The organism is Enterobacter cloacae complex sp. P18RS (assembly GCF_014982105.1).
GTDB lineage: Bacteria > Pseudomonadota > Gammaproteobacteria > Enterobacterales > Enterobacteriaceae > Enterobacter > Enterobacter hormaechei_C.
Window position 1 is genome coordinate 80,575 of the sequence record NZ_JADCKV010000019.1, and the last position, 23,406, is coordinate 103,980.

The window sequence follows — 23,406 nt, forward strand, 5'->3', positions numbered from 1 at the left end:
TTTCAGGTCATTACGTCAGGCTTGACGAATTACCACCAGATTTCCATCTGGGCGCCGAAGGTCCACTCATCGTTGTCGCCACGGCTGAAGGTTTTCGCGGAGGTGTCGCTATACGCTACGCCAGAGGTGTAGCCCGTATCGCCGTTGTTCGCGTAGCCCCATTTCTCATCCCACTTCGCGTAGGTTGCGAAGACGCGGATAGCCGGACGGGACCAGATGCTGTCGCCTGCCTGCCATTGCTGTGCCAGAGTGATTTTGTACTGGCTGTTTTTGTCGTCAGTTTTCTGAGATTTGACGTTGTCGTAGCCCACTTCCAGCAAGGTGCTCATGATCGGCGTCCATTTGAACATTGGACGAACACCCACGGTCCACCACTCGGTACCGTTGTTGTTGTCACGATCGATGTTCTGGTACATACCGACGTACATCAGGTCCCAACGGTCTGCCAGGGTGATTGCACCGTGATCCAGCACGCGCCACATAGAGCCGTCGTTATCGATGCTGCCGCCCTGTGGAATACCTTTACCGTTAGAGGTCATGGAATCCGTACCGTATTGCAGTACGAACTTGTTGAAGCCTTTCATCATGCTCTGGGTGTGTTCAGCGGTGAACAGCCAGCCATCTTTAGAGGCGCCAGGTTGCAGGTAGTAGTCGTCAGGAATGTTGGTATGACCGTAGTCAACGCCCAGCTCCAGCGTACCGCCCGGGTTGGTTTCCAGACCGGCTAAACGGACGTCGAAGACATCGTTTGGTACCACGTTGTCATAAATACGGTCGCCGTTCGCATCACGATCGGCGAAGGTTGCAGAACCGCCGGACTCAGAAGAACGGGTCGCTGCCAGAGAGAGTTTACCAAAGCCCAGATCGATGTTTTCAATACCGGCACCAGGACCAGAGATATCCCAGTAGTAGAAGTCGATCATGTGTACGTCATGACGCTGATAGAAGCGCTTACCGGCCCAGATGGTAGAGCCTGGCAGCCATTCAATCAGGTTTTTACCCTGCACGTTAGCTTCACGGAAGGCCGGGCTGGTGGATTCCCAGTCATTCTGTTGAGAAACGGAGTACGCTACGTTGGTGTCGAAATAGAAGCTCTTGTCGCCTTCTTTCCACACTTCCTGGCCCAGTTTCAGTTCGGCGTAGGTTTCACATTCGTTACCGAGACGGTATTTACTTTGTGCGCCTGTTGCCTGGAAACATTGTTGTTCACCGCCACTTCCGGTCCAGCCAATGCCGGAACGAGCATAACCTTTAAAGTCTACGGCGCCCGCCTGGGCAGACAGGATGCCTGCCGCAATGGCGACAGCCAGAGGGACTTTGCGCAGAGTAATCATTATTCTATCTCCTGAGATCATTGCTTTTCTTTGTAATTGGAATGCTTAAACGCCTGGCTCTTTGTGCAACCGACGACATGCAGTGCCATCCTCACGGAACAGATGGCAACGCTCTGGCGGCAAACCGATAGCGAATGTGGCACCCTCTTCTACCAACACCACGTCATTCTGGCGGTAGACCAGGTTCTGACGGATGGCGGGGATCTGGATATGAATCTGTGTTTCGTGACCAAGCTGTTCGACGACCTGAACTTCACCTTCCAGCGTCACATCAGCGATGTGGCTCGGCAGTAAATGCTCAGGGCGGATACCGAGGGACATATTGGCCCCCACCTGTACGTTGGCGCTGTCGACCGGCAGCCAGACTTGCTGACGGTTTGGCAGCTCCACCTGTACCTGTTCGATTGCCGTCGCGGTCACTTTTACGGGCAGGAAGTTCATCTTTGGCGAGCCAATGAAGCCCGCAACAAAGCGGTCTGCCGGGTAGTGATACAGCTCCAGCGGTTTGCCCACCTGCGCCACGCGACCGGCGTCCAGCACCACGATTTTGTCGGCCAGCGTCATCGCTTCGACCTGATCGTGGGTGACGTAAATCATCGTGCGTCCAAGGCGTTTGTGCAGACGGGAGATTTCGATACGCATCTGGACGCGCAGGGCGGCATCCAGGTTAGAAAGCGGTTCATCGAGCAGGAACACGCGCGGCTCGGCCACCAGCGTACGGCCGATCGCCACACGCTGACGCTGACCACCGGAGAGCGCCTTCGGTTTACGCTCCAGCAGATGTGCCAGCTGGAGCACTTCCGCCACCTGGGTGACGCGCTGGTTAATGGTCTCTTTTTTCGCGCCGGCCAGCTTCAGGCCAAAGGACATGTTCTCGGCAACGGAAAGATGCGGATAAAGGGCATAAGACTGGAACACCATGCCCACGCCGCGTTCGGCTGGCGGGATGTCGTTCATTCGGGTATCACCAATAAATAAATCGCCACTGGTGATGGTTTCAAGACCGGCAATCATACGCAGCAGAGTCGATTTACCACAGCCTGATGGACCCACGAACACCACAAACTCACCTTCGTGGATGTCCAGATTGATGTCTTTTGACACCACTACGTCGCCCCAGGCTTTCGTTACATTACGCAGCTGTACGCTCGCCATGCCCTTCTCCCTTCGTTACAACCTGTCACCGACAGAAACATTCAAGATAAGTTCACTATGCGTGTTCCATTACTTTCGTGAATCCTCCACCCCCCGGCTTTTTTATGGGGGAGGAGGCGGGAGGATGAGAGAGCAGGCTCTGCGACCGCAGCGGAGGGGCTGAGGCGAAAATCGTGAAGCGGCCTGCAAAATTCAGTGGGTTTTTATGTGCGCCAGCACTCATAACTTAAATTTATGTTACAGGGATCACACAAACAGGGGGTGGGGCGTAGGGACTGGGAGGATGGAAAGAGGATGTCAAATAAGGAGACTGAGTCACGTTGAACCACCTTATGTATCCACGAGCACATCACCAATAAAGGATGGCAGATATGAAGATCAAGACTGGCGCACGCGTTTTCGCATTGTCCGCCCTCGCAGCAATGATGATTTCCGCACCGGCTCTCGCCAAAATTGAAGAAGGTAAGCTGGTTATCTGGATTAACGGCGACAAGGGCTATAACGGTCTGGCCGAAGTGGGCAAAAAATTCGAGAAAGACACCGGTATCAAAGTCACCGTAGAACACCCGGACAAACTGGAAGAGAAGTTCCCGCAGGTTGCGGCAACTGGCGATGGTCCGGACATTATCTTCTGGGCGCATGACCGTTTCGGGGGCTACGCGCAGTCTGGCCTGCTGGCAGAAGTTACGCCAGACAAAGCCTTCCAGGACAAACTGTTCCCGTTCACCTGGGACGCCGTTCGCTATAACGGCAAGCTGATCGCTTACCCAATCGCGGTTGAAGCGCTGTCACTGATTTACAACAAAGACCTGGTGCCAAACCCGCCGAAGACCTGGGAAGAGATCCCTGCTCTGGATAAAGAGCTGAAGGCGAAAGGTAAATCCGCTCTGATGTTCAACCTGCAAGAGCCGTACTTCACCTGGCCGCTGATTGCTGCCGACGGCGGTTACGCGTTCAAGTTTGAAAACGGCAAATATGACGTGAAAGACGTGGGCGTGGACAACGCAGGTGCGAAAGCGGGTCTGACCTTCCTGGTTGACCTCATCAAGAACAAACACATGAACGCGGATACTGACTACTCCATCGCGGAAGCGGCGTTCAACAAAGGCGAAACCGCGATGACTATCAACGGTCCGTGGGCCTGGACCAACATCGACAAGAGCAAAATCAACTACGGCGTGACCCTGCTACCAACCTTCAACGGCAAACCGTCTAAACCGTTCGTGGGCGTGCTGAGCGCAGGCATCAACGCCGCCAGCCCGAACAAAGAGCTGGCGAAAGAGTTCCTCGAAAACTACCTGCTGACCGATCAGGGTCTGGATGAAGTGAACAAGGACAAGCCGCTGGGCGCCGTTGCGCTGAAATCCTTCCAGGATCAGCTGGCGAAAGATCCGCGTATTGCGGCCACCATGGATAACGCCCAGAAAGGCGAAATCATGCCGAACATCCCACAGATGGCTGCGTTCTGGTACGCCACCCGTACCGCGGTCATCAACGCTGCAAGCGGTCGCCAGACTGTCGATGCCGCACTGAAAGATGCTCAGGGTCGTATTACTAAGTAAGTCTGAAAAACGGCGGGTGGCGCGTGCGCTTACCCGCCCTACGACTACGGCACGATCCGTAGGTCAGGTAAGCGCAGCGCCACCTGACGATAAGTTTCCACCGTTGTAGAGGAAGAACCCCATGGATGTCATTAAAAAGAAACACTGGTGGCAAAGCGACGCACTGAAGTGGTCAGTGATAGGTCTGCTGTGTCTGCTGGTGGGTTACCTTGTTGTTTTAATGTACGTGCAAGGGGAATACCTGTTTGCCATCATGACGCTGATTTTAAGCTCGGTTGGCCTGTATATTTTCGCCAACCGTAAAGCGTACGCCTGGCGCTATGTCTACCCGGGCGTTGCCGGGATGGGGCTGTTTGTCCTCTTTCCGCTGATCTGCACCATCGCGATTGCCTTTACCAACTACAGCAGCACCAACCAGCTCGCGCAGGAGCGTGCCACCCAGGTGCTTCTGGATCGTTCTTACCAGGCGGGTAAAACCTTTAACTTCGGCCTGTATCCCACGGGTGACGAGTGGAAGTTAGCGCTCACTGACGGTGAGAGCGGCAAAACCTATCTTTCCGACGCGTTCAAATTTGGCGGCGAGCAGAAGCTGGCCTTAAAAGAGGCTGCGGCCCTGCCGGAAGGTGAACGTGCGAACCTGCGTATCATTACCCAGAATCGTCAGGCGCTGACCCAGCTCACCGCCGTGCTGCCCGATGACAGCAAAGTAACCATGAGCTCGCTGCGCCAGTTCTCCGGCACGCAGCCGCTTTATACTCTGGCGGATGACGGCACGCTGACCAACAACCAGAGCGGCGTGAAGTACCGTCCGAACAACGATATCGGTTTCTATCAGTCGGTGAATGCCGACGGCAGCTGGGGCGACGACAAACTCAGCCCGGGCTATACCGTCACCATCGGCTGGGACAACTTCACCCGCGTATTTACCGACGAAGGCATCCAGAAACCGTTCTTCGCCATCTTCGTCTGGACGGTGGTCTTCTCGGTGCTAACCGTGATCCTGACCGTGGCCGTGGGCATGGTGCTGGCCTGCCTCGTGCAGTGGGAGTCCCTGAAAGGCAAAGCGATTTACCGCGTGCTGCTGATTCTGCCCTACGCCGTGCCGTCGTTTATCTCGATTCTGATTTTCAAAGGGCTATTTAACCAGAGCTTCGGTGAAATCAACATGATGCTGAGCGCGCTGTTCGGTATCAAACCGGCCTGGTTCAGCGACCCAACCACCGCTCGCTCGATGATTATCATCGTGAACACCTGGCTCGGTTATCCGTACATGATGATCCTGTGCATGGGGCTGCTGAAGGCTATCCCGGACGATCTGTACGAAGCCTCGGCGATGGACGGCGCGGGTCCGTTCCAGAACTTCTTCAAAATTACCCTGCCGCTGCTCATTAAGCCGCTGACGCCGCTGATGATCGCCAGCTTCGCCTTTAACTTTAACAACTTTGTGCTGATTCAGCTGTTGACCAACGGTGGCCCGGACCGTCTCGGCACCACCACGCCGGCAGGCTATACCGACCTGCTCGTGAGCTACACCTACCGCATCGCCTTCGAGGGCGGCGGCGGTCAGGACTTCGGCCTGGCGGCGGCGATTGCCACCCTGATCTTCCTGCTGGTGGGCGCCCTGGCGATTGTGAACCTGAAAGCCACACGTATGAAATTTGACTAAGGAGGGCACTGAACATGGCAATGGTACAACCCAAATCTCAGAAACTGCGCCTCCTCGCGACGCACTTAGGCCTGCTGATTTTCATCGCGGCGATCATGTTCCCGCTGCTGATGGTTATCGCCATCTCCCTGCGTTCGGGGAACTTCGCCACCGGGAGCCTGATCCCGGACGAAATCTCCTGGGAGCACTGGAAGCTCGCGCTGGGCTTCAGCGTGGAACATGCGGATGGCCGCGTCACGCCGCCGCCGTTCCCGGTGCTGCTCTGGCTGTGGAACTCGGTGAAGGTGGCGACCATCACTGCGATCGGCATCGTGACGCTCTCCACCACCTGCGCTTACGCATTCGCCCGCATGCGCTTCCCGGGCAAAGCGACGCTGCTGAAAGGGATGCTGATTTTCCAGATGTTCCCGGCCGTACTGTCGCTGGTGGCGTTGTATGCCCTGTTTGACCGCCTGGGCCAGTACGTGCCGTTCATCGGCCTGAACACTCACGGCGGCGTGATCTTCGCCTATCTTGGCGGCATCGCCCTGCACGTGTGGACCATCAAAGGCTATTTCGAAACCATCGACGGTTCGCTGGAAGAAGCGGCGGCGCTGGATGGGGCGACACCGTGGCAGGCGTTCCGTCTGGTGCTGCTGCCGCTGTCGGTGCCGATTCTGGCGGTGGTGTTTATCCTGTCGTTTATCGCCGCCATCACCGAAGTCCCGGTCGCCTCACTGCTACTGCGCGATGTGAACAGCTACACCCTTGCCGTCGGTATGCAGCAGTACCTCAACCCGCAAAACTACCTGTGGGGCGACTTTGCCGCGGCGGCCGTCCTCTCTGCCATCCCGATTACCGTGGTGTTCCTGCTGGCCCAGCGCTGGCTGGTCAACGGCCTGACGGCGGGCGGTGTGAAAGGTTAAGTTTCATTTGTTATGCCACTGCAACCCTCAACTTTAGACGTATTGTATTGAACCAACTTGTGACTGTTATTCGGCGGCCTCCGGGCCGCCATTTTTTTTTATTCGCGTTTCAGCCGCTTCGAGTTGCACAGCCAGAGGGTGATCACCAGCAGCAGGATCGCCGCCGAGTAGATCAGCACGTCGAGCGGGGATTTATGATCGACGATGATCAGCCGCACAATGGCGGTGATGCCAATGTAGACAAAATAGCGCAGCGGGAAGTGAAAGCCGGACTGAAAGTACTTCACAATCAGGGCGATAAATTCAAAGTAGAGAAAGTAGACCACCAGGCCTTCCACCAGCGCGTATTTGCTGGTTTGCTCAGGGGCGAACAGCACATCCGCCAGATGCACCGTCTCTTTACCCAGAAAAACGACCAGGATCAGGCCAAGGCTCAGCAGACCGAGGTTCAGCACGGTCTGGAGTATCGTTGAGATAAACTCAACGCGCGGACGAGTCAGGGATGTCATACAGCACCTCATTCTCCAGGGCGAGGTTCCTGTATAACGCAAAAATGTGACGGGGATCTATATTTTTTGTTTATGTTTTGTCCAGATGAACATTCTTGCCGGGCGGCACTGCATTTGCCCGGCCTACAAAAACACTCTCGTAGGCCCGGTAAGCGCAGCGCCACCGGGCAAATAAGCATCAGCGGAAGTTAATGTTCTTATCGCTGGTCATATCATACAGCTGGAATTTACGTCCAAGCTGCTGACCGCCGTCGCGCGTCAGCGGCGTCCAGCCCACTGCCGCACGGCTGCGGGTTGGGCCTGATGAGAACAGATCCAGCGGAATCGACACGTACACCCCTTTGGTGAAGTCCCCTTCCCCGTACTCGTCTGGCGAAACGTTGGTGATGGTGGCATAGCCGCCCACCACCACGCCGCTGTCGAAGTGTCTGGAGATATCCAGCGTGCCGCCCTTATCACCCGCCAGATACTGGCCGACGCTGGCTTTCACCAGCACGTCCTGCGCGAACGACGGCGTCCAGTAGGCGGTCAGGTGGCCGGTTTTGACGCTGTAGTCGGTGAACTTCATCATGTCCTGCGCGCTGCGCCAGTCACGCTGTTTCACGTAGTTGGCATCAACCCCAAACGCCCAGTTGCTGTCGACAGGACGATAAAGCACTTCTGCCCCGGCGCCGCCGAACATGGTTTCCAGATAGCCACCGTAAACCTGGCCGTAGAAGCCGTTGCCGAAGTACTGGAAGTAGTTGGCCTGGAGGTTATTCACGTAGATATCGTTCTGCACATATTCGCGAACGCGGGTACGCACGCGCGGCAGTTTTGAATCGTTCGGCGGGTTGGTGTAGTTAAATTTGTCGTAGTTGTTAGCAATGTTGCCGAACAGACTACCGGTGGTCAACAGGTGGTCGGTCACCCACAGATCCGCCGTCGCCATCGCCCCCAGCTGATACATGTAGAAGTTTTCCGGCCCACCCACGGACTGGTTCAGCACCGGATCGATATGGAAATCGAAGCGGGATTTATCGATATACCAGCCCTGCTCGGTGCTCTCTGGCACCACCGGCTCAACGCGTTTTTGTACCAGCTCGGTTTCATGTCCCAGCGGTTCGCCTTCAAGATGACGCTTAAGGCTGGCAACATCGGTTTCGGTTGTGACCTGCGGCAGGTTGAGGCGGTTCTCCGTCACGCGGATCGTGCGGATCCCCTCCGGCAGATCGTTCATGACGATCCGGTTGGCGCGCTCGATCCCTTCGCGGGAGTCGCGGTATTTTACCTGCTCGCCGGTGACGTACAGCGTATCGCCTTTGGTCTGGATCTTTGGATCCGCCAGGCCCGCGTTATATTTCAGCAGCGTCAGCTGATTCGCTACCACGGAGTGCTGAATGATCGCATCCTGCGGCTCCGGCTGATATTTTGGCCGCGGGTTGTCATTGTAGTGCGGCCGCATGTCGTTAAAGTTAGTGCGCAGGGTAAAGCCAAACATTAGGGTATTACCGCGCTCATAGCTGAGGTTAACGTCGGCCCAGTCGGTGACGCGGTAAATGGCGCCGACGTTAAACTTGCTCTTTTGCTCAATTTTCCCGGCGAAGTCCTGCGAGTAGTCGTTTCCTTCGTACTCCAGCTTCAGACGTAACGGCTGCCACGGTGTTTGATACTCCACGCCGCCAAACAGCGAGGCCGGGCCGTGGAACATCTGGTCCCCGTTGATGGAGCCCGCTTTCTGGTAGCTGTTATCGCGGTAGCAGTATTTATCGCTGTAGGTACAGAACGGATTTTTGACGTTGCCGCTGGTGCCGAGATAGCCCCATCCCAGACCGAGTGAGAAATCAAACGGTCCCCAGGCTTTGCTGGCCACGATGTATTCCGCGTCAAACAGGCCGGTCCCGCCGATATCCTTCGCACCAACGGAGACCTGCGGCATCCAGTAGCTCTCTTCCCACAGGCGCAGCTTCACGTCGAAAGCTTTGTCTTTATAAGTCTGGTCGCCGGAGAAGGCATCCACGCTGCTGTACTGTTTTGTACGCACGTCGGTGTAGCGCAGCGTGGTCTCCAGCCAGGGGAACAGCTGCACGGACGCAGAGTAGTAACGGTACTGATCGTTATCACGATAGTTAAGGCTGATTTCCCCCTCGCGGGCCATACGCGCGGTTGGGGTTTGCAGTAAGCCCACGCCGCCAAAATCGGACTGCGACGGGCCGATGGGTGCCGGATACGTTTCTGCATGACAGGCGGCACTCACGCACAGTGCAAGCATGCTGTAGAGATAGGTTTTTTTCATTATTCCGGTATCCGCTGTATCAGGGAGCGAAGGATATCGGCATTAAGCCCGTCATACGCTTTCGTCCAGAAATGGTCGGCAAAACCGACAAAAATGATGCTGCCTGGCATAGGTTCGATATGGCGTTTATTCCAGTAAGCCACCGGCGCTTTCTGCGTATGCCCGTCCGGATAGACCACCCAGGCATAGCTGTTATCCGCTCCGCTGAGCAGACTTTGCTCGTCGAGATAGCTCGCCACGTCCCGGCCCGGCGTAAACGGCTTTTTGCCAGGGCTGCTGAGAAGCCCCATCACGGTGACGGTGGAAGGCTGAGCCGGAAGCCACAGGGTATAGTCCCCTTCCAGCGACGGATTGCCGTTTTCCGCAACGCGCACCTCATCCGGATCCAGATTCACCTTCTGGCGCCCCGTCACCTTAACCGCCTGAAGCTGTTGACGCAGGCTAGTAATGGCCGCGGCATCGTCGGTATCTTCCTGTTGTGCCAGCCCGCTCAGTCGGGCGAGCAGCGCCTGATGTTTTTGTTCCGCTACGATCGTCGCCTGACGCTCGCTGATCACCGCCCCGGTCCACCAGCTTTTCGCCAGCCTCGGCTGCCCCACCAGATCGAGCAGATGCCCGGCATTGGTTAAGGTTTTAGGTTTTTCGCTGTCCGGGGTGTAGACCTGTACCGTTCCCGCAGACCACGCCAGCGGCGAGGTCAGGCTGGCGAGAAGCGCAATGTGGATGAACATTTTCATGATTTCGCCGCCTTGATCAGGGTGGCCTTCACCGGGAAGAAACCGGCACCGAGATACTGTAAGGACTGGCGGATTTGCCCCTCTTCGTCCACCCAGAAGCGGTTATGCCAGGTGGCCTGATCGGTTGTCACTTCTTCATCCAGCACGCGCACCTGCGTTTCGTCGCTGCCCACTTTGATACTGTCCGTACCGTCCCAGCGGAAGGTGGAACGGGCCGTGGCGTAGCGCACCTGTTTATGCTCGGTCCAGCCCATCGTGCGCGTCCAGCTTGCGCCATCGACGATCTGATTCGGCTTGATGAGCGGATCTTCAGCCAGGTTGTTCACCTCAAGCAGGTTGTCGCCGCCGAGCAACGTTTTCACGATGCGGGAATGCTGCGTCACGATGGTGGCCTGATCCTGCGTCACCCATTTCTGCTGCCCGTTTTCATCGAAAGCGAGCACCACAAACAGTTGCGGACCATCGTTTAGCTGCATGTACTGGCTGGCATACGGCATGTTCTGAAGTTCGTCATCGGTCAGATGCACGCCCGGCGTGCCGAACATGCTGTCCCACAGTGAGTGGCCCAGCCCTTTGGTGGTAGCTGAGCACGCCTGCAACAGCAGGCAAATCAGGATGATTGCAGGTCGCTTCACGACTCTTCTCCGAAGGGGCGAAATAACCACACCGAAGTGTGGTTATGATTAAAACACCCGTTATTACTGGGTGCTGGTCGTCGTAGTGGTCGTGGTTCCGGTATTGGAGCCATCACCGCCACCGGTTGCCGCCAGCGCGACACCCACGGCTGAACTTACGGCGCTGGTGCTGGCTGCGGTAGAACTCCCCGCAGACGCAGACGTCGCTGCCGACCCTGCTGCTTCCCCGACCTGGACCGGAGCTGCATAGACAGACGTCGCCGCAAGCGCAGATATGGCAAAAATGCCATACAGTACTTTCTTCATAACAATTTCCCTTCAATGAATGAATGGAGATTTGCCCGAAAAGAAATTCAGGCGGATTCGAGTATACACAACTAAAGCAGTGGGTTTACCGTGGGGGTAAATAGGGATGAGGTTTTCAGACTAATGGTTAAAAATGGAAGAAAAAAAGAATAAAGGAAATATATAATCACTATAAATCAACAAGTTATAATATAAGAACATTAAAATATCACTCCGTATTTTCTTAAAATAAACCTCAGCAATTAACGGGGTTACCGTCTTTTTCGGATTAAACTCAGCTTCAGAATTTGAGATAACTAACAGACATCAGGAATTATCCGATAAAAAAATGCCGGCATATCGCCGGCATTGTTCATGACATATTTATTACGCACGCCAGGCTTTATAACGGTTAATCAGACCATTGGTGGAGCTGTCGTGGCTGTCGATCGCTTTATCGTCACCCAGCTCTGGCAGAATGCGGTTTGCCAGCTGTTTGCCCAGCTCAACGCCCCACTGGTCAAAGGTGAAGATGTTCAGAATAGCGCCCTGAGTGAAGATTTTGTGCTCGTAGAGGGCAATCAGCGCACCCAGGCTGAACGGCGTGATTTCGCGCAGCAGAATGGAGTTAGTTGGACGGTTGCCTTCGAACACTTTAAACGGCACAACGTGCTCCAGCGTAGCCGGATCTTTACCCTGGTCACGGTATTCCTGCTCAACCACCTCGCGGGATTTACCGAACGCCAGCGCTTCGGTCTGGGCGAAGAAGTTAGACAGCAGCTTCGGATGGTGGTCGGACAGCGGGTTGTGCGTGATCGCCGGGGCGATGAAATCGCACGGTACCATTTTGGTGCCCTGGTGGATCAGCTGGTAGAACGCGTGCTGACCGTTGGTGCCCGGCTCGCCCCAGATGATTGGGCCAGTCTGGTAATCCACCGCGTTGCCGTTACGGTCAACGTACTTGCCGTTGGATTCCATGTTGCCCTGCTGGAAGTAGGCCGCAAAGCGGTGCATGTACTGGTCGTACGGCAGAATCGCTTCGGTTTCAGCGCCGAAGAAGTTGTTGTACCAGATCCCGATCAGCGCCAGCAGCACCGGCAGGTTTTTCTCAGGCGCGGTGGTGGAGAAGTGTTTGTCCATCGCGTGCGCGCCGGAGAGCAGTTCAACGAAGTTGTCAAAGCCCACGGACAGGATGATGGACAGACCGATCGCAGACCACAGTGAGTAGCGGCCGCCCACCCAGTCCCAGAACTCAAACATGTTCGCGGTATCAATACCGAACTCACCCACCGCTTTACCGTTGGTGGACAGCGCCGCAAAGTGTTTCGCCACGTGCTTTTCGTCGCCCGCGGTTTTCAGGAACCAGTCGCGCGCGCTGTGGGCGTTGGTCATGGTTTCCTGAGTGGTGAAGGTTTTAGACGCCACCAGGAACAGCGTGGTTTCCGGGTTCACCTTTTTCAGCACTTCAGCGATGTGAGTCCCATCGACGTTGGACACGAAGTGCATGTTGAGGTGGTTTTTGTACGGGCGCAGCGCCTCGGTCACCATGAACGGGCCGAGGTCAGAGCCGCCGATACCGATGTTTACGACGTCGGTGATCGCTTTGCCGGTGTAGCCTTTCCAGCTACCTGAGATGATCGCTTCAGAGAAGGTTTTCATCTTTTCCAGCACCGCGTTCACTTCCGGCATCACATCTTTGCCGTCAACGATAATTGGCGTATTGCTACGGTTACGCAGGGCCACGTGCAGGACGGCACGGTCTTCGGTGCGGTTGATTTTCTCACCAGAGAACATGGATTTGATGGCATCTGCCAGCTCAGTCTCTTTCGCCAGATCTTGCAGCTTCGCCAGCGTCTCTTCGGTGATACGGTTCTTGGAGAAATCCACCAGCATCAGGTCATCGAAGGTGGCGGAAAACTTGCTGAAACGATCGGCATCTTTCGCGAACAGATCCGCGATAGTGACGTCTTTCATTTCATCAAAATGTTTCTGTAGTGCCTGCCATGCAGCGGTCTGCGTTGGGTTGATGTTTTTCATAGCAATACTCTTCTGATTTGAGAATTGTGACTGCGGTCGATTGTAGCGCCTGCAAATAAAAATTGTGATGGTTTTTATGCCATTGCCCTGGTCTGCATCAAACGCAGGTGAAAAGACCCGAAAAGTATAGCTGCTGTCGCGCCCTTCCGGCGTGGCGAAATGTTGGTCAAAAAGGGGGAAAAAGGAGCATAAAATATGGGCCTGTTATAAGTCCTGTTTCTGAGGGGTACCCCCCCATGAAAAATCCGCATAATCCCAGCATTGACAGGACCTCCCCCGCATTTTATTTATAGGGCCGTATTTTGCGCCTGCACCTGTTCTCGCTTCATTCTTGTGCCAAGGTCGCTCTATTCATTCCCTGACACGAGGTTGTTATGACGAGTTTTGTGGTCGCCAAGTTTGGCGGCACCAGTGTGGCAGACTACGATGCCATGAACCGCAGCGCCGATGTGGTGCTGGCCGATCCGAATACCCGCCTGGTGGTACTTTCCGCCTCAGCCGGCGTGACGAACCTGCTGGTTTCCCTGTCTGAAGGACTGGAAGCGACCGAGCGTTTCGTGAAGCTGGATGCACTGCGCAAAATTCAGTTCGACATTCTCGAGCGTCTGCAAAACCCGAACGTCATTCGTGAGGAAGTGGAACGCCTGCTGGAAAATATCACCACCCTGGCTGAAGCCGCGTCGCTGGCCACCTCCAGCGCACTGACCGATGAACTGGTCAGCCACGGCGAACTGATGTCCACCCTGCTGTTCGTTGAGATCATGCGCGAGCGCAATATTCAGGCGCAGTGGTTCGACGTGCGTAAAGTGATGCGCACCAGCGACCGCTTTGGCCGCGCCGAGCCGGACGTGGAAGCCCTGGCTGAGCTGACTAACCAGCAGCTTGCCCCGCGCCTGGATGAAGGCATAGTGATCACCCAGGGCTTTATCGGCAGCGAAGCCAAAGGGCGCACAACCACGCTGGGCCGTGGCGGTAGCGACTACACCGCCGCCCTGCTGGGTGAAGCCCTGCACGCCACCCGCGTGGATATCTGGACGGACGTGCCGGGTATCTACACCACCGACCCGCGCGTGGTCTCTGCGGCAAAACGTATTGACGTGATCGCCTTTGAAGAAGCGGCTGAAATGGCGACTTTCGGCGCGAAAGTGCTGCACCCGGCCACGCTGCTGCCCGCCGTGCGCAGCGACATTCCGGTCTTCGTTGGCTCCAGTAAAGATCCAAAGGCGGGCGGGACGCTGGTCTGCAAGAAAACCGAGAACCCACCGCTGTTCCGCGCGCTGGCCCTGCGTCGTAAGCAGACGCTGGTTACCCTGCACAGCCATAATATGCTGCACTCCCGTGGATTTCTGGCGGAAGTGTTTGGCATCCTGGCGCGCCACAATATCTCCGTGGACCTGATCACCACGTCAGAAGTCAGCATCGCGCTGACGCTCGACACCACCGGCTCCACCTCTACCGGCGACACCCTGCTGACGCAGTCGCTGCTGATTGAGCTTTCCGAGTTGTGCCGCGTGGAGGTGGAAGAAGATCTGGCGCTGGTTGCCATCATCGGTAATAAGCTGTCGCGCGCCTGTGGCGTGGGCAAAGAGGTGTTCGGCGTGCTCGACCCGTTCAATATCCGCATGATTTGCTACGGCGCGTCCAGCTACAACCTCTGCTTCCTGGTCCCTGCCGATCAGGCCGAGCAGGTCGTGCAGAAACTTCATCAGAATTTGTTTGAATAAAATTCGTTAGCACGATAAACAATATCAATAAGCCGGGCACAGACCCGGCTTTTTTATAACAAAACAACACGACAATACTGCAAGGAATTCACTATGCTCTCCGCTATCACCCGGCTGTTCCCGTTATGGGCGCTGCTGCTCTCTGTACTCGCGTATTACACTCCTGCCACGTTCACGGGCATTGGTCCGTGGGTCACCACGCTGCTGATGCTGATTATGTTCGGCATGGGCGTGCATCTGAAAATTGACGATTTCAAACGCGTGCTGTCTCGCCCGGCGCCGGTTGCCGCAGGGATTTTCCTGCACTACCTGGTGATGCCGCTCGCGGCATGGCTGCTGGCGATGGCCTTTAAGATGCCGCCCGACCTTTCCGCCGGGATGGTGCTGGTGGGGAGCGTCGCCAGCGGTACGGCATCTAACGTCATGATCTATCTGGCGAAAGGCGACGTGGCGCTTTCCGTCACCATCTCGTCCGTTTCCACGCTGGTGGGCGTGATTGCCACGCCTCTGTTAACCCGCCTGTACGTCGACGCGCATATCCAGGTGGACGTGATGGGCATGCTGCTCAGCATCCTGCAAATCGTGGTGATCCCGATTGCGCTGGGGCTGGTGATCCACCATCTCTTCCCGCGGGTGGTGAAAGCGGTTGAGCCGTATCTGCCCGCGTTTTCGATGGTCTGCATTCTGGCCATTATCAGCGCCGTGGTAGCCGGTTCCGCATCGCACATTGCTTCGGTGGGCTTTGTGGTGATCGTCGCGGTTGTGCTGCATAACACTATTGGTCTGCTGGGCGGTTACTGGGGCGGAAAGCTGTTTGGCTTTGACGAATCCACCTGCCGCACGCTGGCGATCGAAGTGGGGATGCAGAACTCCGGCCTGGCAGCGGCGCTGGGTAAAATTTACTTCTCACCGCTGGCAGCGCTACCGGGGGCGCTGTTCTCTGTCTGGCACAACCTGTCCGGTTCGCTGTTAGCTGGATACTGGTCCGGTAAGCCGATTGATGACCAACCGAAAAAAGATGCGGTGAAACAGGGTTAATTGACCCGGCTTGCTTTACACTGAAGCCTCCCCATCAGGAGGCTTCAGCAATGGCTACACCACGTTTGACCCAGAAAGACATGACCGAAGCCGAGCAGCGCGAACTGAAAACGCTACTCGACCGCGCCCGTATCGCGCATGGCCGCACGCTGACGAACGCCGAAACCAATCAGGTTAAAAAAGAGTACATCGATAAACTGATGGCGCAACGTGATGCCGCGGCGAAAAAAGCCCGCAAGCTGAAAAAAGAGCAGGCTTATAAACCCGATGCAGAGGCGACTTTTTCCTGGTCCGCCAGCACATCAACCCGTGGAAGGCGCTAATCAGCGCCCTTTCTTTTTGCGCCCCGGCTGGGTAAAGCGTTTTCCGTTGCCCGGCTTGCCCCGCCCTTTCTCTTCCGCCTGCGGTGCCTTCACCACCGGACGCTTAATCGCCTGCGTTTTCGGTTTGGCTTTAGCTTTCGGCTTCGCTTCGGACGAGGAGTTCTCGATAAGTTTGAACAGCTCGATCAGCTCGTCATCCGTTAAGTCACGCCACTCGCCCAGCGGGATCCCGGACAGGCTGACGTTCATGATGCGCGTGCGTTCCAGCTTCGTCACTTCATAACCGAAGTACTCGCACATGCGGCGGATCTGGCGGTTCAGGCCCTGCACCAGCGTGATACGAAACGCAAACGGCGCCTCTTTTCTGACTTTACACTTCTTCGTCACGGTGCCCAGAATCGGCACGCCTGCGCCCATTCCCCGGATGAACTCGTCCGTGACCGGCTTGTTCACCGTAACAATGTACTCTTTCTCGTGGTCGTTACCGGCACGCAGAATTTTGTTCACCAGATCGCCGTGATTAGTCAGGAAAATTAACCCCTGAGAGTCCTTATCCAGGCGACCAATCGGGAAAATACGGCTGCTGTGGTTCACGAAATCAACGATGTTGTCCCGTTCACCGTCTTCCGTGGTGCTGACAATCCCAACCGGTTTATTCAACGCGATAAACACCAGGTCTTCAGCATCACGCGGTTCGATGACCTGACCATTCACTTTCACCACATCGCCAGGCACCACCTGGTCACCGATGGTGGCGCGCTTGCCGTTAAGAAACACGTTACCTTGTTCAATGTAACGGTCAGCCTCGCGACGTGAGCAGATCCCGCTCTCGCTAATGTATTTGTTTAATCGGGTTGATTGAGTTGGCAGCATAGTTTCTCCTGTGAAGGGCGAAATATACCTTACCTTGCGCCTGACAAAAAAGTCCTAGTAACCGCTGATCAGAAAATCGAGTGCATCCCGCAATGAAGCACTGCTGTTAGTAAGATCGGCAACGCGTTCACCTAACTCTTTTGAAGAGATGCCTGACAGCATATGCATCATGACAACGCAGGACTTACCCGCGATTTCAACGACAGGGCACACTTTCGCAGGCGGACGAATGCCGCCCAACTGGCTTAATTCAACGGCGGGAGCAACCAGTACATGTTTCATCACATTAGCAACAGGGTGCTGCATATTAATAAGCCATGGATATGCTTTTTTCCCATTACCTTCATTCGCATAAGCAAAATATTGCTCCATCAGAATGACCTCTGAAAGTCACTAAAGGAGCCGTTTTCATCAACCCACTGGTTAATGGCCTCTATAGACGCTTTATTTTCTGCTAACCACTCTGCGCGCTGATGCGCACGAAACTGCTCCTGTAGAGCGGCCGTGAGTACAGCAGAGAGATTGAGCTTAAGACGTCGCGCTTCTTCAAGAATTTCTGGTGCTAACGAAACATTGACTGATTTTTTAATGCCATTAGTAGTGCGCATGATACCCCCCCATTGGAATGCGCATGAATTGGCGAAGTGTAGCGTAATAAACGAGCATTTTCTATTCCCTTAAAAATGTAAGGCCTTAAGAATGAATTGCTCTTTAGAAGGTGTCACGCCTCACAAAAGGGTTTTGCGAGGCGCTTTCAGATATTAATACTCATCCCGCTCATCGTCTTCATCCGGCTGCTCCATCACGCTGTACGCCACCGCACAGAACAACGAGTTGAGGCGCTTCATATCCCCCAGCAGCCCCAGGTGCAGGGAGCTGGTCTCGATACTCTGCACGTTCTGCTGGTGCAGACGCTCAACGTGGGCGTGTGAGTAGCGGCGATTAAGGATGCGGAAACGATGCTTATTGCGGCGCAGGCGGCGCGCGCTCGGCACGTCGCTGGAGAAGAAGACCGACATCGCCAACTTCAGGTTGCTGACCAGCTGTTCGTGCAGCGCTTCCAGCTCTTTCAGCCCTTCAACAGAAAACGCCCGGCGTGCGGCCAGGGATTTGTCTGCGATTTCACTGCCCATACGCTCGACAATATCCGAAGCCTGCTCCAGGTTAAGCGACATCTCGATGATTTCCGCCCAGCGGCGCGACTCCTCTTCCGCCAGCTCGTCCTGGGGGATCCTCGCCAGATAGAGCTTGATGGCGGTATAGAGCACGTTGATATCGTCCGCCAGCCTGCGCAGCTCTTTCTCTTCGCGCGGCTCGCCGTGCATCACCTTTTGCAGCCCTTCCAGCATGGTTTCCATCGCGTCGCCCATGCGCAGCGTTTCGCGGGCGGCATTGGCGATTGCCAGCGCAGGAGTATCCAGCACCGAGGTGTCCAGATGCTTCGGTTTAAGGCGCGCGTCCAGCTCCGGTTCATCACGAATAAGCCGCTCGCAGAAGCGGGCCATCGGCGCGGCAAACGGCACCATCGCCAGACAGCGCACCAGGTTGTAGAAGACGTGGAAGTAGATCACCAGCTCCGCTTTCGGCAGAGAGAGATTATCCATCAGGTTCGCCAGCGGGTGCACAAACGGCAGAATGATCAGGCTACCCACCAGCTTAAACAGTAAACTCCCCAGCGCCACCCGGCGGGCGGCAGCGTTGGCGGCGCTGTTGTTGAGCATCGCCAGCAGGCCAGAGCCGAGGTTGGCACCGATCACCAGGCACAGCGCCACCGGGAAGGAAATTACCCCTGCGGCGGTTAAGGTCGCCGTCAGGAGGACCGCTGCCAGGCTGGAGTAGCTGACGATGGCAAATACCGCGCCGATCAGCGCATCCAGCATAATGTCGCCGGTTAACGAGGCGAAGATAACCTGCACACCGTTGGCCTGGGTGATCGGCGTGACAGCCTGCACAATCAGCTCCAGTGCCAGCAGGATCAGCCCGAGGCCAATACCGACGCGGCCAAGCTGCCCGGCACGGCTTTGCTTACGGCCGAGGAAAAAAATGACGCCGATAAAAATCAGCAGTGGCGACAGCCAGGAGAGATCGAACGTCAGGATACGCGCCATCAGCGCGGTACCGACGTCGGCGCCAAGGACAATCACCAGCGCCGGGGCGAGCGCCACCAGATCCTGCGCCACGAACGAGGTGACGAGCATGGTGGTGGCGTTGCTGCTTTGCACCAGCGCCGTGACGCCAATACCCGCGCAGAAGGCGAGCGGCTTCTTCTCAACGCTGCCGCTGAGAACGGTACGTAAACGTGCGCCAAACACACGCATCACGCCGGTACGAACGATATGGGTGCCCCATACCAGCAGTGCGACTGCGGAGAGCAGGTGTAACAACGTCAACACGGTAGGCATTCCTCCTTATCGTTATTCGTTTTCCTGAGGTTCAGTATAAGGGTTTAAACGTAAGAAAGAGACAAGGCACCATAGCGGTGCCCTGTTTGTTGTAAGGAAAAGTGACGTTAGTCTGCGTCGTAGCCCAAATTCGGCGCCAGCCAGCGTTCCACCTCTGACACGCTCATGCCTTTACGCAGGGCGTAATCCTCAATCTGATCGCGCTGAAGCTGTGCCACGGCGAAGTACTTGCTGTCCGGATGGCTGAAGTACCAGCCAGAAACGGACGCGCCCGGCCACATGGCGAACGACTCGGTGAGCTTCATGCCGGTATGCGCTTCGACGTCCAGCAACTTCCAGATAGTGCCCTTCTCGGTGTGTTCCGGGCAGGCCGGATACCCCGGCGCCGGACGAATGCCCTGGTAGTTTTCGCGGATTAGCTCCTCGTTGCTGAGGTTCTCATTCGCCGCGTAGCCCCAGTGCACCTTACGTACGCGTTCATGCAGATATTCAGCGAAGGCTTCCGCCAGACGGTCGGCGATCGCTTTCACCATGATTTTGTTGTAATCATCGTGCTGCGCGTCGTACGCATCCGCCAGCGCGTCTTCTTCCAGACCACCGGTTACGGCAAAGGCGCCGATATAGTCGGCTTTACCGGAGAGTTTCGGTGCGACGAAATCCGCCAGGCAGTAGTTGGCAAAGCCCACTTTCTCGGTTTGCTGGCGCAGGTGGTGGCTCACGGCCAGCACGTGGGTGCGGGTTTCATCGCGGTAGATTTCCACGTCGTCGCCCACGCGGTTCGCCGGGAACAGCCCCACCACGCCGCGCGGGTTGAGGGCTTTCTCTGCGCTCAGCCTGTCGAGCATGTCGTTAGCATCTTTAAACAGGCGCTTCGCCTCTTCGCCCACCACCTCATCTTCAAGAATGCGCGGATATTTGCCCGCCAGCGACCAGGTCATGAAGAACGGCGTCCAGTCGATGTAGTTACGCAGCGTTTCGATGCTGGCCGTCACGTCCTGCACGCCCAGACGGTGTGCGACCGGCGGCGTATAGCTGGACCAGTCGAACGCCAGATCGTTATCGCGCGCCGCCTGAAGCGAAACCGGCGGCGTGCGCGGTTTCTTACGTCCATGCTGAATGCGGACGGTTTCATACTCTTTGCGGGTGCGGGCGACAAAGTCATCGCGCTGGGTGTCGGACAGCAGCGCGGAGACCACGCCCACGGTGCGCGAGGCGTTTTGGACATACACCGTCGGCCCACTGTAGTTCTGCTCGATTTTCACCGCCGTGTGGGCTTTCGAGGTGGTTGCCCCGCCAATCAGCAGCGGAATGGTAAAGCCCTGGCGCTCCATCTCTTTTGCCACGTTGACCATTTCGTCCAGCGAAGGCGTAATCAGCCCGGAAAGACCAATCAGATCCGCATTCACCTCACGCGCGGTCCTGAGGATTTTATCCGCCGGGACCATCACGCCAAGATCGATAATTTCGTAGTTATTACACTGCAACACCACGCCAACGATGTTTTTGCCGATGTCGTGTACGTCGCCCTTCACGGTGGCGATGACCATTTTACCGTTACTGGAGCCCTTCTCTTTGCTGGCTTCGATAAAGGGTTCCAGATACGCCACTGCCTGCTTCATGACGCGGGCGGATTTCACCACCTGCGGCAGGAACATTTTGCCCTCGCCGAACAGATCGCCGACCACGTTCATGCCGTCCATCAGCGGCCCTTCGATCACTTCAATCGGACGGGCGGCCTGCTGACGCGCTTCCTCGGTATCCTGCTCGATAAACTCGGTAATGCCTTTTACCAGCGAGTATTCCAGACGCTTATTCACATCCCAGGAGCGCCATTCGGCCTGTTGAACGTTGGCTGATTCGTCAGATTTACTGCCGCGGTATTTTTCCGCCAGATCCAGCATGCGTTCGGTGGCGTCGTCACGACGATTGAGGATCACGTCTTCTACGGCGTCGCGCAGCTCGGCTGGCAGATCGTCGTAAATTGCCAGCTGGCCGGCGTTGACGATCCCCATGTCCATCCCGTTGCGGATGGCGTAGTAGAGGAATACGGCGTGGATCGCCTCACGCACCGGGTCGTTGCCGCGGAACGAGAACGACACGTTTGACACGCCGCCGGAGATCAGCGCATGCGGTAGCTCGCGTTTAATGTCTTCACACGCGCCGATAAAGTCCTGGGCGTAGTTGTTGTGCTCTTCGATGCCGGTCGCGACGGCGAAGATGTTCGGGTCGAAGATGATGTCTTCCGGCGGGAAGCCCACCTCTTCGGTCAAAATTTTGTACGCGCGGCGGCAAATCTCAATCTTGCGCTCGTGGGTATCGGCCTGGCCCACTTCATCGAAGGCCATCACCACCACGGCGGCTCCGTAGCGACGGACCAGCTTCGCGTGGTGGATAAAGGTATCGACGCCCTCTTTCATCGAGATGGAGTTAACGATGCCTTTGCCCTGAATGCACTTCAGCCCTTTTTCGATGACTTCCCATTTGGAAGAGTCAATCATGATCGGCACGCGGGCGATATCCGGCTCACCGGCAATCAGGTTGAGGAAACGCACCATTGCCGCTTCGGCATCAAGCATCCCCTCGTCCATGTTGATATCGATAATCTGCGCGCCGCTTTCCACCTGCTGGCGAGCAACGTCCAGCGCTTCGCTGTACTTCTCTTCTTTGATCAGGCGCTTGAACTTCGCAGAACCGGTAACGTTAGTACGTTCACCCACGTTCACAAACAGGCTGTCGTCGCCGATGGTCAACGGCTCCAGGCCGGACAGACGACAGGCTACCGGAAGCTCGGGTAGCTTGCGCGGTGGAAGCCCGGCGACGGCGCGGCTCATGGCGGCGATATGCTCAGGCGTGGTGCCGCAGCAGCCGCCGACGATGTTGAGGAAACCAGATTCGGCCCATTCGCGGATTTGCGCCGCCATGGTGTCGGCATCCAGATCGTACTCACCAAACGCGTTCGGCAGACCGGCGTTCGGGTGGGCGGTGACGTAGCACTCTGCGATGCGCGAAAGCTCCTGCACGTACTGGCGTAGCTCGTCCGGCCCCAGCGCGCAGTTCAGGCCGAAGGAGAGCGCTTCGGCGTGGCGCAGGGAGTTATAAAACGCTTCGGTTGTCTGGCCGGAAAGCGTGCGCCCCGAGGCGTCGGTGATGGTGCCGGAAATCATGATCGGCAGGTCGACGCCCAGCGCCTCGAACTCCTCTTTCACCGCGTAAATTGCCGCTTTGGCGTTGAGGGTGTCGAATACGGTTTCAATCAGGATCAGGTCGGAGCCGCCTTCCACCAGCGCTTTAGTGGACTCACGATACGCGGCCACCAGCTGGTCAAAGGTGATGTTCCGAAACGCCGGGTCGTTGACGTCCGGAGAAATCGACGCGGTGCGGTTGGTTGGGCCCAGCACCCCGGCTACGTAGCGCGGCTTGTCCGGCGTACGGGCCGTCCATTCGTCGGCGCAGGCGCGCGCCAGCTTCGCCGCTTCAAAGTTGATCTCCGCCGACAGGGATTCCATCTGGTAATCCGCCATGGCGATGGTTGTCGAGTTGAAGGTGTTGGTTTCAACAATATCCGCACCCGCTTCGAAGTAAGCGTTGTGGATATCCCTGATAACAGACGGTTTGCTTAACACCAGCAGGTCATTGTTCCCTTTCAGGTCACAAGGCCAGTCGGCAAAGCGCTCGCCGCGGAAATCGTCTTCACTCAGACGATAGCCCTGGATCATGGTGCCCATGCCGCCGTCCAGCACCAGAATTCGTTCATTTAACTGCGCACGCAGTTGCTCTACTTTGCTGCTCACACTTGCTCCCGACAACGCTCAACAAGGCCAAAAGGCTGCGTTCCATACTGGCATAATCTCGCAGGGTCGAAAAGTCACACAGCGGTAACATGAGACATGTTCACTATCACTCCTCCGATCAGTCAGGAAAGCGGTTGCAAAACCACCAAATAAAA

At 56.3% G+C, this 23,406-nt stretch carries 18 protein-coding genes and 1 pseudogene; 6 read left to right on the forward strand and 13 right to left on the reverse strand.

Translation table 11 applies throughout. From position 1 onward, the window contains the following. Positions 1–29: 29 nt before the first annotated feature. Both INF61_RS15930 and malK read right to left on the reverse strand, forming a co-directional pair. On the reverse strand, positions 30–1,337 hold the full coding sequence (locus INF61_RS15930; protein ID WP_026094413.1) for a maltoporin: 1,308 nt from the start codon (positions 1,335–1,337) through the stop codon (positions 30–32). Between the two features lie 42 nt (positions 1,338–1,379). After that, the gene (gene malK, locus INF61_RS15935) at positions 1,380–2,489 is read right to left on the reverse strand and encodes a maltose/maltodextrin ABC transporter ATP-binding protein MalK (RefSeq protein ID WP_003860329.1); all 1,110 of its coding nucleotides are present in this window, start codon (positions 2,487–2,489) and stop codon (positions 1,380–1,382) included. A 371-nt stretch (positions 2,490–2,860) separates the two neighbouring features. Here malK and malE point away from each other — a divergent pair, with 371 nt between their 5' ends. From malE to malG, 3 genes are all read left to right on the forward strand, one after another. Beyond that, positions 2,861–4,051, forward strand: coding sequence for a maltose/maltodextrin ABC transporter substrate-binding protein MalE (gene malE, locus INF61_RS15940; RefSeq protein ID WP_017382618.1), 1,191 nt, complete (start codon positions 2,861–2,863; stop codon positions 4,049–4,051). 121 nt (positions 4,052–4,172) lie between these two features. Then, complete coding sequence (gene malF / locus INF61_RS15945) at positions 4,173–5,717, forward strand: maltose ABC transporter permease MalF (protein ID WP_015570169.1); 1,545 nt, start codon at positions 4,173–4,175, stop codon at positions 5,715–5,717. A gap of 14 nt (positions 5,718–5,731) precedes the next feature. Continuing rightward, complete coding sequence (gene malG / locus INF61_RS15950) at positions 5,732–6,622, forward strand: maltose ABC transporter permease MalG (RefSeq protein ID WP_003860332.1); 891 nt, start codon at positions 5,732–5,734, stop codon at positions 6,620–6,622. A 98-nt stretch (positions 6,623–6,720) separates the two neighbouring features. Here malG and psiE read toward each other — a convergent pair whose 3' ends face one another. The 6 genes from psiE to pgi form a co-directional block, all read right to left on the reverse strand. Next, positions 6,721–7,131 carry a phosphate-starvation-inducible protein PsiE gene (psiE, locus tag INF61_RS15955; RefSeq protein ID WP_000202963.1) on the reverse strand — a complete coding sequence of 137 codons (411 nt, stop codon included), beginning with the start codon at positions 7,129–7,131 and terminating at the stop codon, positions 6,721–6,723. Positions 7,132–7,309: 178 nt separating this feature from the next. After that, complete coding sequence (locus INF61_RS15960) at positions 7,310–9,406, reverse strand: YjbH domain-containing protein (protein WP_015570168.1); 2,097 nt, start codon at positions 9,404–9,406, stop codon at positions 7,310–7,312. Next, positions 9,406–10,143 (reverse strand): capsule biosynthesis GfcC D2 domain-containing protein, encoded by a 738-nt coding sequence (locus tag INF61_RS15965; RefSeq protein ID WP_015570167.1) that lies wholly within the window; start codon positions 10,141–10,143, stop codon positions 9,406–9,408. Before INF61_RS15965 ends, INF61_RS15960 begins: the two co-directional genes overlap by 1 nt. Continuing rightward, complete coding sequence (locus INF61_RS15970) at positions 10,140–10,778, reverse strand: YjbF family lipoprotein (protein WP_064489317.1); 639 nt, start codon at positions 10,776–10,778, stop codon at positions 10,140–10,142. Before INF61_RS15970 ends, INF61_RS15965 begins: the two co-directional genes overlap by 4 nt. A 63-nt stretch (positions 10,779–10,841) precedes the next feature. Then, the gene (gene yjbE, locus INF61_RS15975) at positions 10,842–11,084 is read right to left on the reverse strand and encodes an exopolysaccharide production protein YjbE (RefSeq protein WP_003860341.1); all 243 of its coding nucleotides are present in this window, start codon (positions 11,082–11,084) and stop codon (positions 10,842–10,844) included. A gap of 366 nt (positions 11,085–11,450) precedes the next feature. After that, positions 11,451–13,100 carry a glucose-6-phosphate isomerase gene (gene pgi, locus INF61_RS15980; RefSeq protein WP_003860343.1) on the reverse strand — a complete coding sequence of 550 codons (1,650 nt, stop codon included), beginning with the start codon at positions 13,098–13,100 and terminating at the stop codon, positions 11,451–11,453. A 374-nt stretch (positions 13,101–13,474) separates the two neighbouring features. Between pgi and lysC the strand changes: the two genes are divergently transcribed. From lysC to INF61_RS15995, 3 genes are all read left to right on the forward strand, one after another. Next, positions 13,475–14,824, forward strand: a complete 1,350-nt coding sequence (lysC, locus tag INF61_RS15985; protein ID WP_006810501.1) for a lysine-sensitive aspartokinase 3 — start codon at positions 13,475–13,477, stop codon at positions 14,822–14,824. A gap of 93 nt (positions 14,825–14,917) precedes the next feature. Then, complete coding sequence (panS, locus tag INF61_RS15990; RefSeq protein WP_015570166.1) at positions 14,918–15,862, forward strand: ketopantoate/pantoate/pantothenate transporter PanS; 945 nt, start codon at positions 14,918–14,920, stop codon at positions 15,860–15,862. A gap of 50 nt (positions 15,863–15,912) precedes the next feature. Then, positions 15,913–16,185: a DUF3811 domain-containing protein gene (locus INF61_RS15995; RefSeq protein WP_017382612.1), complete on the forward strand. Its 273-nt coding sequence runs from the start codon at positions 15,913–15,915 to the stop codon at positions 16,183–16,185. Here INF61_RS15995 and rluF read toward each other — a convergent pair whose 3' ends face one another. The 5 genes and pseudogenes from rluF to metH form a co-directional block, all read right to left on the reverse strand. Further along, the gene (rluF, locus tag INF61_RS16000) at positions 16,186–17,058 is read right to left on the reverse strand and encodes a 23S rRNA pseudouridine(2604) synthase RluF (RefSeq protein WP_003860347.1); all 873 of its coding nucleotides are present in this window, start codon (positions 17,056–17,058) and stop codon (positions 16,186–16,188) included. Between the two features lie 54 nt (positions 17,059–17,112). Continuing rightward, on the reverse strand, positions 17,113–17,430 hold the full coding sequence (locus INF61_RS16005) for a CcdB family protein (protein ID WP_017382610.1): 318 nt from the start codon (positions 17,428–17,430) through the stop codon (positions 17,113–17,115). After that, positions 17,430–17,724, reverse strand: a pseudogene (locus INF61_RS16010) (type II toxin-antitoxin system CcdA family antitoxin). Before INF61_RS16010 ends, INF61_RS16005 begins: the two are co-directional and overlap by 1 nt. A 95-nt stretch (positions 17,725–17,819) precedes the next feature. Continuing rightward, positions 17,820–19,451, reverse strand: coding sequence for a Na/Pi cotransporter family protein (locus tag INF61_RS16015; protein ID WP_003860350.1), 1,632 nt, complete (start codon positions 19,449–19,451; stop codon positions 17,820–17,822). Positions 19,452–19,567: 116 nt separating this feature from the next. Next, positions 19,568–23,251: a methionine synthase gene (metH, locus tag INF61_RS16020; protein WP_193547906.1), complete on the reverse strand. Its 3,684-nt coding sequence runs from the start codon at positions 23,249–23,251 to the stop codon at positions 19,568–19,570. Positions 23,252–23,406 lie beyond the last annotated feature (155 nt).

Coding starts and splice junctions, on each gene's coding strand:
- panS (WP_015570166.1), top strand. CDS start 14,918: ATGCTCTCCGCTATCACCCGGCTGTTCCCGTTATGGGCGCTGCTGCTC.
- pgi (WP_003860343.1), bottom strand. CDS start 13,100: ATGAAAAACATCAACCCAACGCAGACCGCTGCATGGCAGGCACTACAG.
- rluF (WP_003860347.1), bottom strand. CDS start 17,058: ATGCTGCCAACTCAATCAACCCGATTAAACAAATACATTAGCGAGAGC.
- INF61_RS15965 (WP_015570167.1), bottom strand. CDS start 10,143: ATGAAAATGTTCATCCACATTGCGCTTCTCGCCAGCCTGACCTCGCCG.
- lysC (WP_006810501.1), top strand. CDS start 13,475: ATGACGAGTTTTGTGGTCGCCAAGTTTGGCGGCACCAGTGTGGCAGAC.
- psiE (WP_000202963.1), bottom strand. CDS start 7,131: ATGACATCCCTGACTCGTCCGCGCGTTGAGTTTATCTCAACGATACTC.
- malE (WP_017382618.1), top strand. CDS start 2,861: ATGAAGATCAAGACTGGCGCACGCGTTTTCGCATTGTCCGCCCTCGCA.
- malG (WP_003860332.1), top strand. CDS start 5,732: ATGGCAATGGTACAACCCAAATCTCAGAAACTGCGCCTCCTCGCGACG.
- INF61_RS16005 (WP_017382610.1), bottom strand. CDS start 17,430: ATGGAGCAATATTTTGCTTATGCGAATGAAGGTAATGGGAAAAAAGCA.
- INF61_RS15995 (WP_017382612.1), top strand. CDS start 15,913: ATGGCTACACCACGTTTGACCCAGAAAGACATGACCGAAGCCGAGCAG.
- malF (WP_015570169.1), top strand. CDS start 4,173: ATGGATGTCATTAAAAAGAAACACTGGTGGCAAAGCGACGCACTGAAG.
- yjbE (WP_003860341.1), bottom strand. CDS start 11,084: ATGAAGAAAGTACTGTATGGCATTTTTGCCATATCTGCGCTTGCGGCG.
- INF61_RS15960 (WP_015570168.1), bottom strand. CDS start 9,406: ATGAAAAAAACCTATCTCTACAGCATGCTTGCACTGTGCGTGAGTGCC.
- malK (WP_003860329.1), bottom strand. CDS start 2,489: ATGGCGAGCGTACAGCTGCGTAATGTAACGAAAGCCTGGGGCGACGTA.